Annotated in this window: 10 protein-coding genes; 3 read left to right on the top strand and 7 right to left on the bottom strand. The window is 57.9% G+C overall.

The genetic code is table 11. From position 1 onward, the window contains the following. Positions 1–242 precede the first annotated feature (242 nt). The 6 genes from LHW45_07480 to LHW45_07455 all read right to left on the bottom strand — a co-directional run bounded on the left by LHW45_07480 (position 243) and on the right by LHW45_07455 (position 7,905). Positions 243–2,219 carry a hypothetical protein gene (locus LHW45_07480; GenBank protein MCB5285412.1) on the bottom strand — a complete coding sequence of 659 codons (1,977 nt, stop codon included), beginning with the start codon at positions 2,217–2,219 and terminating at the stop codon, positions 243–245. Between the two features lie 26 nt (positions 2,220–2,245). Next, the gene (locus LHW45_07475) at positions 2,246–3,505 is read right to left on the bottom strand and encodes a DUF5723 family protein (GenBank protein MCB5285411.1); all 1,260 of its coding nucleotides are present in this window, start codon (positions 3,503–3,505) and stop codon (positions 2,246–2,248) included. Continuing rightward, positions 3,502–5,043: a hypothetical protein gene (locus LHW45_07470; protein MCB5285410.1), complete on the bottom strand. Its 1,542-nt coding sequence runs from the start codon at positions 5,041–5,043 to the stop codon at positions 3,502–3,504. Before LHW45_07470 ends, LHW45_07475 begins: the two co-directional genes overlap by 4 nt. A 163-nt stretch (positions 5,044–5,206) precedes the next feature. Beyond that, entirely contained in the window at positions 5,207–5,974 is a 768-nt protein-coding gene (gene fetB / locus LHW45_07465; GenBank protein ID MCB5285409.1) for an iron export ABC transporter permease subunit FetB, read from the bottom strand. Beyond that, positions 5,974–6,642, bottom strand: coding sequence for an ATP-binding cassette domain-containing protein (locus LHW45_07460; GenBank protein MCB5285408.1), 669 nt, complete (start codon positions 6,640–6,642; stop codon positions 5,974–5,976). The genes fetB and LHW45_07460 overlap by 1 nt, the downstream gene beginning before the upstream one ends. A gap of 318 nt (positions 6,643–6,960) precedes the next feature. Beyond that, positions 6,961–7,905: a radical SAM protein gene (locus LHW45_07455; GenBank protein MCB5285407.1), complete on the bottom strand. Its 945-nt coding sequence runs from the start codon at positions 7,903–7,905 to the stop codon at positions 6,961–6,963. A 457-nt stretch (positions 7,906–8,362) separates the two neighbouring features. Here LHW45_07455 and LHW45_07450 point away from each other — a divergent pair, with 457 nt between their 5' ends. From LHW45_07450 to LHW45_07440, 3 genes are all read left to right on the top strand, one after another. After that, positions 8,363–9,868, top strand: a complete 1,506-nt coding sequence (locus LHW45_07450; protein MCB5285406.1) for a bifunctional metallophosphatase/5'-nucleotidase — start codon at positions 8,363–8,365, stop codon at positions 9,866–9,868. 419 nt (positions 9,869–10,287) lie between these two features. Beyond that, complete coding sequence (locus LHW45_07445; GenBank protein MCB5285405.1) at positions 10,288–10,701, top strand: hypothetical protein; 414 nt, start codon at positions 10,288–10,290, stop codon at positions 10,699–10,701. After that, positions 10,694–10,915, top strand: coding sequence for a helix-turn-helix transcriptional regulator (locus tag LHW45_07440; GenBank protein MCB5285404.1), 222 nt, complete (start codon positions 10,694–10,696; stop codon positions 10,913–10,915). The genes LHW45_07445 and LHW45_07440 overlap by 8 nt, the downstream gene beginning before the upstream one ends. A gap of 216 nt (positions 10,916–11,131) precedes the next feature. Here the strand turns inward: LHW45_07440 and LHW45_07435 are convergent, their stop codons facing one another. Next, positions 11,132–14,188: a hypothetical protein gene (locus LHW45_07435; GenBank protein ID MCB5285403.1), complete on the bottom strand. Its 3,057-nt coding sequence runs from the start codon at positions 14,186–14,188 to the stop codon at positions 11,132–11,134. Positions 14,189–14,452: the final 264 nt, after the last annotated feature.

The raw sequence follows: 14,452 nt of genomic DNA, 5'->3' as shown, positions 1-14,452 counted from the left end.
CGAACCAGCCGCGCTCGTCCGCGAGAACCCCAAGCCAAGGCCCGAAAGTCCTTTCAGAAAAGAACAACAAGCCCCCTGCAGGGCTTCACGGACGGGACGTCCGTGACTCCCGTGAGGCAGCCGGACATGCATGCCGCAACCACCTCACTCCCCTCTGTGCCTCTGTGTCTCCCCGTCTCTGTGTTACAAAAGGAGGAAGAAATCGCGTAGGGAAAAGATGGAATCCGTCGCCAGTCCCGAAGTCAGAGCAATCCCCATCTGCGGCGGAAAAAGAGTTCCAGGCAGAAGGAGAGGATGAAGGCGGCCAGCACCCACCACTTGCGGTAGAGGGGGATGTCTGAGCGCTGGTCGAGGGTTTTGGTTTGGGCAGGCAGAGGCTGGAACTCTTTCAGGGAAGCGGGACTTAGCAGTTTCCCGCCGGTGTCCGAGGCCAGCCAGGAGAGCAGGGGGAGGTTGAAATCGAAATCGCGGGATTCGATGGAGGAATTGGCCACGTTGAAGCGTCCATCGCTTTTTTCACCACTCACCTTGTCCGTGATCTGGAAGCTGTAAGCTCCTGCCTTGTCCAGGCTGAAGCGGGCGGAGTATTCCCCCTCGCTTTGGGTAAGGTAATCGCGAAAAACCTCTTTCCCGGAAACGTCAGAGACCAATAGCTGGGGATTGAGGTCCAGGCGCAGGGCGCGGATATCGTCCTGGGCGCGGAGGCGAAGGTTGATCTCCTCACCCAGGAAATAGCTGCCGTTGTGGATGGCCTCGTAGCCGCTCGGTGAGGTGTTGGCCAGCCAGGTGATGGCGTCTGCCAGCAGTTTCTGGTAGCCGCCGGCGGCGCTTTGGAGCTGCCATTTCCAAAGGTTGAGAAAAGCCAGGGCGAGGGTTTTGGCGCCGCCTGAGGTGCTTACGGCAATGGCGGGGGAGTTTTGGGCGTTGTCGATGCTGCCCAGCACTTCCGCCCTCGGGGAGGCCGTAACGTAGTAATAATCAAGGGGTGGAACGTTCCTGAGTTCCGCGGCGTCGAAACTGAGCATGGGATATTTGGCCGCGGCCGGAGAGAGGGCGAGAAATCCCTGATAGGAAGCTGTGATGTTGGACCTCTGCAGGGGCAAAACCGAGGCCAGTTCCGGCAGCGGCAGGCCCTGCCAGAGGATGCCCACGCCGCGTTTGTGGGCGGAAGTCACGTAAGTGAGCAGGTTTCCGCTCAGCTGGAGGCTGCCGTTGTTGATCAGTACCAACGCGGCAAGATTCTGCGCGGGCAGGTTTCCGGCCGCTGCTTCCCCGGCATAGGCCCGGCCGCCCTGGATCCGGTAATGCGAGGCAGACCAGCGGGGATTGGCGGCGATGGCGTCCAGGGTGAACTTGTTGTCCCAGGCGGGGCTGTCGGAGAGCACCACCACGCGCTGTTTGTCGCTGAGGACCTCGATGGCGCCCGGCCAGCTGTTGTTGTTTTGGGAGCGTTCGCCCAGGCCGGCGGCCACGACCTCCACCCGGAAGGGGAAGAAGCCGGTTTGGGCAAAGCGGTGGGTGAAATCCACGTTCGCGGAGACGCCGCTTTTCAGCTGCACGCTTTGGCTGCCGAGCAGGGAATTGCCCTGCCAGAGCTTCACGGTGGCGGGGCCGTTGTAGTTGGCGGAATTGACTTCGGCGCGAATGAGGGTGGGCTCGTTACGGTAGGCCTGGCGGTTGGTGATGCTGCGAGTGACGCTCAAATCCGCCGTTTGGGGCGCCATGGTGTCGGCGAGGGCGTAAAAGGGACTGCCAAGCTGCTTCACCTGCTGCAGGGAAGCGTCGCGCAGCCAGCCGTCCGAAAGCAGTACCACTCCTTTCACCCGGCTGAAATCGTGCTCTTTGGCCAGTTTCGCCAAAGCCGGGGCCAGCAGGGTGTTGTCCCGATCAGGCTCCAGTCCGGTGGCAAAATCGTAGTGATGCAGTTCGTAGCCGGCGGCGGCGAATTTGTCGGCCAGTTCCTTGCCCGGAGCGCTCAGCCAGTCCTTTTTGGCCCCCGTGGCGGGGCCGCTGAGGTCCATGCTGGCGGAGACATCCGTGAGCACCAGAACCTGCTGTTTTTCGCTCAGGGAGCGGAGGTAATACAGAATGGGGCTGAGCAGCAACAGCAGCAACACAGCCAGGCTGATGAAACGGAGCAGGAAGAGCAGCCAGCGCCGGCCGCGGGAAAGCTCCGGGCGGGTGCGCCAGTAGTAATAGCCCGCCAGCAGCAGGGCCACCAGGATGATGACAGCGTAGGTCAGGTTCAGGTCCTTATGTTGAAATAGGTGGCAACGGCCAGCCCCTTGGTGGAAAATCCGGGATAAAACTGTTCGATGGACTGAAACCCCAGTCCGAATTCGATCACTTTGAAGTTCAGTCCGATGCCGAGGGAGGTGCGCCAGGGATATGAATCATTGGGCGAGCCGTAACCCAGGAAGAAAGAGAGGATGGGGATGGGCCTCAGTTCAGCGCCGAGGGCGAAACGGCCCTGGCGGCTGATCTCGGCGGAATCGCCGAAACCCTGGATGTAATCGGCTGAGAGAGATATCTGTTTGGTTTTGAACATCGCGGCGAGGCGCATTTCCATGGGGATGTTGGTGGTGAAGGGATCGGCCTTCATCTGTTCGTAAGACGAGGTGTAGAGGCCCTCGGTACCGTCCAGCAGATCCAGCGCGTAAAGGCTGTCTGCGGCAAAGTGATAGCTGAATTCCTCGCGCACCAGCCCCCATTTGATGAAGCCGAGGATGTTGTCCAAGGTTACGCCCACGTGGAGGTTGGTCACCGGCTCGCTGTGGAGGCCTATGAGTCCCTTGGCGCCATAACCTCCGGCGCTGGCCAGTTGGGTTACGTCCTGATGCACGGTGAGGCCGTCCAGATTGGCGGAGAGGCGGCCCTCGAAATTTTTGGTGGTGGTGTTGCCAAGCCCGCCCAGCGCGCTCACGGCAAAGCCGAGGTCGATGTCCGGGATGGATTCCGGCAGGGGTAGCCGGATGTCGCCCACCCCCACGGTGAGGTCCAGATAGCTCAGCGCTTCCGCGTAGTTGTCCTCGCGGGAAAACTCGAAGACCTCGCTGCCATCGCCGTTGCCGTAGAGCAGCAGTTCCAGATACTTCTCGTCGAAAGCGGCCTTGGCGCCCACATGCACGGAACTGCTGAGGGCCACGTTACCCATGGTGAAGCCGAACAGCGCCACCTGCCCGCCCACGCTGAGGGCCACGCGTTCGTCGATGGCGTCCAGGATCCGCTGTTTATCCGCGTCGTCGAGGTATTCCTCGCTGGTCACGAAGTTGTATAGATTCACGTCGATGGAGTTGTTGCCGGCAAAGATGCCCAGATTCAGCACCGGGATCCAGATGTCACCATCTTCCTTGTTAAGCAGGGCGGGGTTCCAATAGTTGGCGTCGCAGCCGCGGGCGCGGAGCATGTAGCTGTCCGAAAAGAGCAGCGATTTGGAGGTGAAGGTGGTGGCGGGAAGCAGCGTGAGGCAAGCCAGCAGGGCGGCCAGGAAGATCAGCTTTTTCACAGCAGGTCCTCCGAAACATGAACTTTCGCCGTGAGCATGCCCCGGATCTGTATGTAGTCGGCCGGCGAGGCGTGGATGACCACGGAACCCACGCTGGGCTCCAGGCTCAGCGAGGCCAGCACGTAAACCTCGGGATGCCCGAACACCTCCAGCTCATCCGAACTCAGCGCCAGGTTGATCAGCTGTTCTCCGTCCGCGTTCACTTCCGGTCCCTCATATTCCGAGGAGTGCAGGGTTACCTGCTTGGCAAAGCTGTAGCTGGCTGGATCGGCGGGATCGATCAGCTCGGAGTTGCCCACATAGAGGGTGGCGGTGGCGCCCACCGGAATGTGGTTGGTGGCCTCCACGGTAAGGTTGGCGGCCAGCAACCGGTTCAGGATCTGGCTTTGGGTTTCGGCGGAGACGGAGATCTGGGTGGGCGTGGGCATGGTGAAGACGTATTCGTTCAGCACAAAGTGGCAGGGCAGGTCAACCTGATACAGGCAATGTATCCTCTCAGTTTCCCTCACAAAACCGGGAGTGCCGTCGTGGCCGCCATTGATGAGCAGATATCCGTTCACCAGTTCCACTCGGCTGGGCATGATCTGCAGCACCTCGCTGATGCCGTTGGAGAAGCTGAGCGCGGTGATCACCGGCCCGCTCGTTTCCGCGGGATAAACGAAAAAGGGCTGGCCGGCATCGTCCAAAACGTCCACCCAGCGTTCCTGGCCGGTCTGGGCGTTCACGGCGTGGATCTGGCCGTGGAAGGTGGCGCCGAAACCCACTTCGTTGGTGAGTTGCAGGCTCACTTTCGCTTCCTGCAGGATCACCGCCTCCTCAAAATTCTCGGGGTAATCGATGTCGATGGAGGCGTAGGTGCCGTCGATGGCGCGCACATAGTTGTAGAGATAGCCCTGGAAATAGTCGCTGCCGAGTTGGGTGTTGATGCGGATGCCCCCGGTGCCCAGCGGCGTGCCGTCCGGCTGATTCGACTCGATGATGAGATGCACCTGCAGCAGGTCGAGGATCTGGCCCGAATTCTCCACGCCCACCTGGCAGCCTTTCAGGTTCACGGACTGCCAGTTCGGGTTGTCATTGCTGTTGATGGTGAGGGGCCCGCCCGTGGGAGTGGTGATGTCCGGCAGGATCAAGGTCACGCTGGAATTGACGGGGTCGTTCAGGTTGATGTTGAAATCCAGGTGTCCCTGCTCCAGATGGCCGTAGGCAATGAACACCGTGCCGGTGGGGTCAACCAGCGGCACCGTGGTCTGGATGTCGATCCCGGAAAGCAGCGGCAGGTTTTCCAAAACGATGTCGGGAGTGAAATTCACTTCGCCGAAATCGGGAGTGGAGGCCTCGCCTGTGGCGGTGATGGTTAGCACGTCGTCTTCGCCGATAACCACGTTCACGCTGTCCACCAGCTCGGAAACCAGAAAACGCTCGTTCAGCAGCGGCAGGGTAAGGTCCACGTCCCAATCCGGCAGCTGCGGTTTCAGGTTGATGTCGCAGGCGCCGAGCAGCAGCATCAGGCCCATCATGGCATAGAGGCATCTTCTCATATTGTTTGATCCTTGCCGCCAGAGCGGACTTGGAAATTTATCACCGCGAAAACTCATTCAGGCAGCGTGCTCTGTTGTCAAGGTTTTTCGTTGCCCATGCCCGTAATCTTTTTCCGGTTTCAGTTTGGCGGTGTTTCCGGGCAGTAAAAAAGGCCAGTGAAGCTCAGCCTTCGACGGGAAGGTGGTATTTGTCGAAGCGGCGTTTCAGATAGATCCGGATGGCCAGATAATCCGTGAGGGTCACTCCGCTGAAGATGCAGATCATGATCATCATCTGGTATTTGATGGCCACCAAGGGCGAAGCTCCGCCAAGGATCTGGCCCGACATCATGCCGGGCAGGCTCACCACGCCGATCGAGGCAATGGTGAGCAATTGCGGCAGCAGCGCGGCGTGCAGCGCTTTTTTAAAGGCCGGCAGTATCGCTTCCCAGAGGCTGGCGCCCAAGCTCAGCCGCGTGTAATAGGCTGGCCAATTGTCGCTGAAGCCGCTTTCAAAGCGCTCAAGGGCCAGGGCGCAGCTGTTCATGCTGTTGCCCAGCACCATGCCGTAGATGGGGATGGCGTAGGTGGGATCAAAAAAGGGTTGGGGCCTTACCACCAGCAGCAGCACCCAGGGCATCACCACCAGGCTGGCTGTGCCCAAAGCCATGATCAGAACGGGCAGCAGCAACCGGCGCTGAAATTTGAGCCGGCCCCGCAGGGTGAAGATGGCGTTGGTGATCATCACCAGCATCCACAGGAGGGTGAGCCAGAGGTTCTTTTGCTGAAAGATGAATTGCAGCACCAGGCCGATCACAGCCAGCTGTACGATCATGCGGGCGAAGGAGGTGAACAGCTGTTTGCTGAGGTCCAGCTTCAGATGCCAGAAGATGAGCAGGGGAAAAACCAGTAGCAGCGCCGACAGGCCGAGTCCCAGATAACTGATATCCATTATTGCCTCCCTCGGACCCTGTCTTTGAGGGTTCCGCCTTCCAGACTCCAGATCCGCTGCCAGCGGTCTTGCCAGAGCGGATCGTGGGAGATCGCTATCACCGTTCCGGGATAGGTGCTGAAAACGCAGTCAGAAATGATGGCGGAGGTTTTCTGGTCCAGGGCGGAGCTTATCTCATCCAGCAGCAGCACCTCGGGATTCAACTGCAAAGCGCGGATCAGGGCCACCCGCTGTTTTTCCCCGCCGGAAAGCTTTTCGCTGCTCTGGTCCATCAGTTCTGAGCCCAGTTGGAAGCTCTTGAAGAGGTTTTTCACCCGCTGGTCCCGGCCGGTCAGATCGCGGTGGCGCAATGCGTGGTAGTGCAGTGGAGCGTCCAGGGCTTCCTGCACCGTTCCCGGCTCCAGAAAAGGTTCCTGCATCACCAGGCAGATCCGGCTGCGCAAAACCTCTGGCTCATATCCGCGCAGGTCCTCTCCCTGCAAAAGGATGCGGCCCTCGTAACTTTGGTTCATCAGGTTGAGCGTCTTCAGCAGCGAGCTTTTCCCCGCTCCGGTGGCACCCACGATCAGGATCCTTTCGCCCTTGGAAACGCTCAGCTCAAGGTCACGCAGGATGGTCTTGTCTCCGTAAAACAGGCTTTTTATGTCAAGCCTCAGCAGTTCTTCCACTTTTTTCTCCCTGTCTTCAAGTGCCACCAAGATTGGCCGGGCCGGGCAGGATGTCAATGAAAAATTTGCCCGGCAAAACCGCTTGCCCAGCAATCCCAGCTTGATCCGGCAAAGCCGACGGGTAAACGCAAATCCTCTCACCGCCGTTGACAAACAGGCTGCCGGGAGAAAAAAAACGTGGGAAGCACCGGGCGGTGTTCCCACGCATTGGAGGGCATTCTATGTAGGGTCTGTAGGCTGTAAATACCTTAACCGCTTTCCGGTTTTTTGCAAGCACAATCTTTCGCGTTCGATCCGCGGCAGAGTCCGCAAGCCCGGTCAGGAGTGCAGTTCGAACCAGTCCTGAACTTTGGCCAGGGCCGCCCCGCCGTGCGCTTTCAGCAGGCGGATCTCCTCGCGGCTCACCGTGACGGCATCTTCCTGCGGATCGATGGCCAGCACTTTCCGGGCCACCAGTTCGGCCTTCACCAGTTCGCCAAAGGCTGGATGCCAGGGCCCGCCGGCAATCTCGGCCGGATCGAGGTTCGAGGGTATCCCCACTTTGATGATGCGGGTGCCAGCCCGCCCGGCCACGGGATAATAATCCGCGCACTGCGCCACAGCCTCTTCCAAGCTGAGGGGCAGGTAATCGCCGGAGTTGAAAAGTTTTTCCAACGCGGTGCCGCGGATCACGATGAGGGGATAGAGGCGCAGCAGGTCGGGCTTCAGCTCCTCCAGAACTTTCCTGTTCTCTGCCAGGCTGGCTTGCGTCCATCCGGGCAGGCCGGGCATCAGTTGCACCCCCAGCTCAAATCCCTGCTCTTTCACCCGGTAAGCGGCTTCCAGGGCATCCTTGCCGCTGTAGCCCCGGCAGGAAGCGGCCAGCACGGCAGCGTTGAAATCCTGCACCCCCAGTTCGATGGTGCGGATGTTCCAATGTTTGCAGTGGGCCAGGATCTCATTGCTTACGTAAAGGGGATGGGTGGAGATCCGGAAACTGGTGGATCCGTCACAAACCGCCCCCAGCGAACGCAGCAGTTCCTCCCTCAGATCTTGTTCCAGAGCGGTGAAAGTGCCTCCGTAGATAGCCACTTGCTTGGCGCGGTCCGGATGGCGCTCCACAAATTCCCGCACCTCCGCCACCGCCCGCTCGGGATCGAAACCTTCGCTGCCGGAAAGCTTGTCCTGGTCGCAATACACACATCTGCCGGGACAGCCCCGCATGCCCAGAAACACGGGGTAGATCAGGGCCCCATCAGAGTCGGTCCGGAAAAATGTTGTCATCCGCAACCTCCCACGGTTGTTGCATCTCGTTTATGCAAAATCCAGACCAATTCCGGTCAATGTTTCTCCCACGGCAGCATCTCCCATCCGGTCTTCGAAAACAGCCATCCGCGCTCAAGGCAAAGGGGTTTGGGGTTCAGCGATGATTCTGTGCCGTTTTCTGCCGACTTGCGCGAGCGCCGCCCGGGGCCTATCTTGTCACCATAAGGAACCTGCCATGATCAAAGATACAAACGCGGACCGGGAGTGGCTGGATTTCCTTGAGGCAAAAAACCGGCAGCGGCTTGACCCAGTTTAGTACAAGCGCGGACCATACGGCCGGTTTTGGCTTTTTCGCGGATTTTCCGCTTGACACAATCAGGCTGAGGGATATCCGGCTTGGGTGGGTAATATAGAGAAACACCTGCGCGCGTTTTTCCGCACACGCTGCCAAGGGGATTTTGCAAAGGAACACGGGATGAAACATTTAAACTACTTACTGCTGCTGGCTTTGGCCGCGGCCACCAGTTTGGGCGCGCTGCCTCTGAGCATCTTTTACACCGGAGACAGCCACGGAGTTTATGAAGCCAAATGGGATGAAACTGCCGGCCTCAATCGTGGCGGCTACCTTGTTTTGGAAGAGATCCTCACCGCGGCCAGGTCCGCCCATCCCCGCTCTGTCTATCTGGACAGCGGCGACCAGCAGACCGGCTCCATCTTCGCCTCGCTGGTGGATGACAACGTCCACGGCGGCGCGGTGATCGAGGTCTTTAACCGGCTCCAGCTCGACGCCAGCGTCTTCGGCAACCACGAATTCGACTTTTCCTATTCCAACACCCGCGACCTGGCCACGCGGGCCAACTATCCCTTCGTGTGCACCAACCTGCTGGACAAAAGCACCCGCCAACCAGTTGGAGGCCGGCCTTTTGTCATCATCGAAAAGGACGGACTGCGGATCGGGGTCCTGGGCATCACCCTCGAACTGCTGCCGGAAAAGGTGAAGGCCCAGAACGTGAGCAGCGTGCGCATTTTGCCCCCAGCCGACGCCATCAACATGTATCTGGACGAGGTGGACCTCAAGAGCGACCTCATCGTGGTACTCACCCATCAGGGTTTTGAGGCCGACAGCCTTTTGGCCATGAGCCTCGACGACCGGGTGGACCTCATCATCGGCGGGCACGACCACATCCGCGCCGAAGAGCCCTTCCGCATCAACGACAAATACCTGCTCTACAGCGGCTCGCACCTGAACTGGCTGGGCCAGGCGGACCTGGAGGTCGAAAACGACCGCGTGGTCTCGCTTTCAAACCAGCTGGTCCCGCTGGAAACGCGCTCCCGGGTGTTCATCAGCCCCCTGGCGGAGTACGTGAAGCAAAAGATCGCTCTGGTGGAAGTGCAGATGCAGAGGATCATCGGCTACCTCCCCGAGGAATGGGTGCCGGACAAATACCGGTCCACGGCCCTCTCGCGCTGGGTCGCGAACGCCCTGAAAGCCGAGTATATGGACATCTACAAACCCGACCTGGCCATCATCAACAACGGCGGCCTGCGTAAAACCATCCCCGCCGGGGCTGTCACCCTGCGTGACCTGCACGAACTGGCGCCCTTCAACAACACCGTCACCGTCTTTTCCTGCTGGGGCCGCGACCTCATCTACCTGGATGAGCTCAACGCCCGGCACGCCGTGGAACAACCGCACGACATCTGCGAAGTGGCCGGCCTGGGCTTCGATACGCGGGTGATCAAAAGCCTGCCCTCCGACGAAGACCTACCCTGGCAAAACCGCTATACGGTGAACGGCGAACAGCTCATCCCGGATATGGTGTACCGCGTGGTCTCCCACGATTACGTGGCCGGACAGTGGGACAAGTATCTGGGTTTCAAGCCTTTCGACGTCTACGACACCGGCGAGCCCATCCTCGACGCCATCATCCGCCAGGTGGACAAACAGTACGGTTTGCGCGAAGCCGAGGGCTGGGACTGAGGCGCTACGCTTGTTGAACATCACTGGTAAGCCCAGAGGGCGACAGACTATGGCGGGGGTGTGAAGAAACGGCTTCAGACGTTTCAAAACCCCTCGAAACGCTTTACCGATCGCCAATGCAGCCTCGCAGAGGCGACAGAACGATAGCGAGGGCGTGCAGTGAGCGCAGCGAACGGAACCCCTCGTCAGCGGATCAAGAAATCCTCTGAGCCCCTTGTAGGCGACAGAATGTGTTTGTGATGATCTTTTGTCGCCCTGCGGGCTTACCTGCCTGGTTTTTTGACGAGCCTCAAGATTGAAACAATGTAAATAATACTTGACAATATGTAAGGCCTGACATTCATTGTGTCCTGTCCGGTTGACATCGCCATTCTCATGGCCGCAAAGGCCGGACTCAGTATTGTTTCAGGAGTATCATCATGCTAATCCAGCAAAAGGAAGCGCTGTTCACCCTGCTCAGCAGCATCGTCTTCATCGTTCTCAAAGCCATTCCCCTCCCCGCTTTGGGGGCTTTCAACCTCGAGTTCACCCTGGTGTTGCTCGCCCTTTTCAACGTCTCGCTCTGGGCGATCCGCATCTTCCTGAATTTCCGCTTCAAGGCCCTCGATGAGATGGACAAAACCATCCGCTACCAGTCCGCCATGATCGCCATCCATGGTGTCCTGACCGTGGTTTTCGTTTACGCGGTGGTGCTCTATCTCCTGCACCGAAACACGCTCGCGGTCCCTCTGCAGCAGGTGCTGAACCTGGCCTATTACAGCTGGATCTCGCTCTATCTCTTCTGGACCGCCTCCATCCTCGTGCTCTACAAACGCGGAGTGATCAATGTTTAGGCATGATCCAGGTTTCACGAACGAGATCCGCCGGCTGCGTTTCGAGAGCGGCGAAATGACTCAGGAAGAGCTGGCCCAAAAAGTGGGCGTCACCCGCCAGACCATCATCGCCCTTGAAGCCGGCAAATACCTTCCCTCACTGCTTTTGGCGGTGAAGATCGCCCGCGTCTTTAGTAAAAGCGTGGAGGAGGTGTTCATCATCGCAGGAGAATAGCAGGCCCAAAAGAATGTAACATTAGCTTCAGCTTGTTGGGGGCCGGGAGTTATCTCGAGGCCCACCATTACCTTCTTTTTTCGAGTCCTTTATGTGGTTTCCTGAAACCTGTTCATTGTGCCTCGGAATGAATTCCGGGCACCCAACAAGCTGAAGCTTATGCTACACCTATGAAAGGGGGCGGGGATCACCCACCCCCAAGTGAAGAAGCCAGGATCAGGGCGTTGGGGTATCCGATGCTCTGACCCGGAAGAATATGTAGGGCTCGTTTGACGACACGGTCACAGAGGTATTGCTTGTGCCGGCTATGGGAGCGTATCCGGTGTAGGGATTGACAGAGTACTCGATCAGATAGTACACCGCTCCAGGCACCGCGGTCCAGTTGAGGGTGAAATTGGTGCCGGAGCGGTTGATGGCCACATTCTGCGGCACGGTGAGGCCGATGCTGTAGTAGTAGTTGAAGCCATAGGCTCCCACATCGCCCAGGCAGCCAACCACTTTCAGGGTGTAATACGCGGTCGCTGTCGGGGCAAACACCAGGTGGAAATTGGGGAAGGTCCCGCTGTCATCGTTCCAGGCCAGCTGGGTGGTCCCGTTATCGGCGTAGAGGTAGATCTGAGTGTCTGTCCCGCTGGTGGAATAGAAGTGGTAGGTCCGTCCCGCCAGGCCCTGGAAGCGGTACCAGTCCTGGTCGGTGGTGGTGTGGAGGGAGTGCGCCTGAGTCTGCAGGTCCGCCAATACGGTCAGGGCGGTGGGATCGGCCACCGATTCGTCCGGCTCATAGGCATCCGCGGCAACACTGTACTGGTAATGGAATTGGTAACTCCCCACCTCTCCGCCCAGGGCGGTGACCTGGATCAGGTAGTAGGTTGTGACGGTTGGAGTGTAGACCAGCTGGAAGTTAGGATAGCCCGCTCCGTCATCATCGTACAAGATGAATGAAGGGCCATCGCTGTCGTAAAGCCAGGCCTGGGCATCCACCGATCCGGTGGAGTAGAAAGTGTAGGTCTTGCCCGCTTTGCCCTCAAAGATATACCAGTCCTCGTCGGTGCTGTTGTTGAAGGCGTGATACTGGAATTGGTCGGAAAGAGTGGGATTCAGGACGGTGGGCTGGGTGGCCGAGTCGTCAGGTTCATAATCGTCATAGAGCCCTTCCATGATGAAGCGGAATTGATAAGCGCCCACACTTCCGGTATGGCCGGTGATCTTCAGTTTGTACCAGCCGGTGGAGACAGGCGCGAACTGCATATAGAAATTGCTGTCGGTGCCGTCGTCTTCATCCCAAGCCACCAATGTTGTGCCGTTATCCTGATAGAGGTAGACCTGGGTGTTGGTGTAGCCCAGGGACGAAATTTGATAGTACTTTCCCGCGCCGCTGATGGCGTAAAAGCGGAACCAGTCCTGATCGGTATCTGTGTGCAGGGTGTGAGACTGAAACTGGGCGGTGGAGGAGAAAGAGATGCTGCTGTACTGGCTGGAGGAGTTGTCCGGCTCGTAAGCGTCCAGGGGGGCAGCGTGGTTGAAGTAGAAGGTGTATGGCCCCACAGCGCCGTTATAACCCACCACTTTCAGGATGTAGATTTCGTAGGTTGTGGGCGCGAACTGCAGGTTGAAATTGTTTCCATCCCCGTCGTCATCATCCCAATCTATCAAAGTGATCCCGTCTTCCTGATAGAGGTAGATCTGGTTATCGATCCCTCCGGTGGAGTAGAAGGTGTAAACGCAGCCGGGGACGCCCACGAAGTAGTACCAGTCCTGGTCTGTGGTATTGTGCAGGTTGTGCGCCTGGTACTGGTAGGCATAGGCGGGGGTGAGAGGGGTGGGATCGCCGGCGGAATTGTCCGGCTCGAAAGCGTCCGGAGGCAGTTCCCACCAGTAATGAAAATCATAGGCTCCCACAGTGCCACCGTAGCCATCAACTTTCAGTTTGTAATAGCCGGTTGTGGTAATGGCGTAGGAGAGGTAAAAGTTTGGGTAACCGGCGCCGTCATCATCCACGGCCAGGATTGTAGTAGCGGCATCGTTATAGAGGTAAACCCGGACATCAGTGTTGCCGCTGGAACTGAACTTGTAGATGTTTCCGGCATAGGCGTAGAAACGGTGCCAATCTTGGTCCGTGGTATTGTGCAGAGTGTGGTTCTGCACTTGATGATAGTAGTAGACATTTGTGTCGGTATAATCCGTGGTGGAGTCATCCGGCTCATAGCTGTCGGCGTTGGCGCCGTAGCTGTAGTTGAACACATACACGCCTCCCGAACCGGGATAAGGCACGATCTTGATCTTGTAATAATCTGTCGCGGGGGGTGAAAACTGGAGGAGAAAATTGGCTCCTATGCCACCGTCGTCATCATAGCCAAGTTGGGTGGTCCCATCCCACTGATAGAGATAGATCCGGGTGTCGGTGGTGCCGGTGGATTCAAAGGTGTAGATCCGGCCGGTATAGGCATAAAACTCGAACCAGTCTTGATCTGCATTGCTGTGCAGCGTATGGTTCTGGCTGGACAGCACCGGGTAAACATCGATCGTGGTGGTTTCGGAGGACGTATCGTCCGGCTCATAGCTGTCAGGCACAGCACCGAAGATATAATGAAAGGTGTAGATGCCCTGATTCATGTACAAGGCATCCACCTTCAGCTTGTAATACGCCGTGGTGGCGGGGGCGAATTGCAGATAAAAATTGGGGTAGCCCCCGTCATCGTCATCCTCTCCCAGCAGAGTGACTCCGTCATCTGCGTAGAGATATATCCTTACGTCTATGGTGCCTGTCGACATGAAGGTGTAGATCCGTCCCGCGACTCCCTGAAAGCGGAACCAGTCTTGGTCACTGTCGGTGTGAATGGTATGTTCTTGCGTTGATATATCCGAGTAGACATTGATGGCGGTGTATTGGGTGGAGGAATTGTCCGGCTCATATGAGTCAGGATCGTAGAGTGGAGACTGGCCGCCGGATTTGGCGATCTTATCCTTCGGCTCGTTGCGGTCCTTGATGGTGGGGATCAGTTCCGGAGGCACCGTAAACGGCGCTGTATAAGTGTCAGCGACTTTCGGCCCATTGCGGTCGATCAGAACCGGACGGTAGATTGTTGGTTCCGGTATCACCACCGGAATGCCTTCCTTGGGCTCGTTGCGGTCGATGATCACGGGAACCGGAGCGGGCAGAGGCTCCGCCGGCTCGATCCGGGGGGATGAAACTTTGCTGGGGGTGGTTCCGCTTTCCGCGAACAGGGAAAGCAGGGACAGACACAAAAGTACAATTAACAGTAGGTCGCGCATGGTCGGCTCCTTGTCATACTTGAAGTCTGGTATCTGAACGGAAGTTATTAAGCTCACTTCGGCGAAGGCCAATATTTAGTCAAGTTATTTGTTGGAGTCAGAATTTCTTTTCTTCTCCGCTGATATTTTTCTGGGAACCTGTCAAGTCCTGAAATAGTGGACACTCAATTTTGTTGTTTAGCCAAACAGCCCCTACGCCAATATCCCTCCGATCTTCATGCTGAAACCTGGAGGTAATTAACTCACTCTGGTGGATATGGTTAG

It is taken from the genome of Candidatus Cloacimonadota bacterium (assembly GCA_020532085.1).
Classification (GTDB): domain Bacteria; phylum Cloacimonadota; class Cloacimonadia; order Cloacimonadales; family Cloacimonadaceae; genus Syntrophosphaera.
The sequence above is the reverse complement of the archived record's forward strand: the minus strand, read 5'-3'. Positions and strand labels throughout refer to the sequence as shown.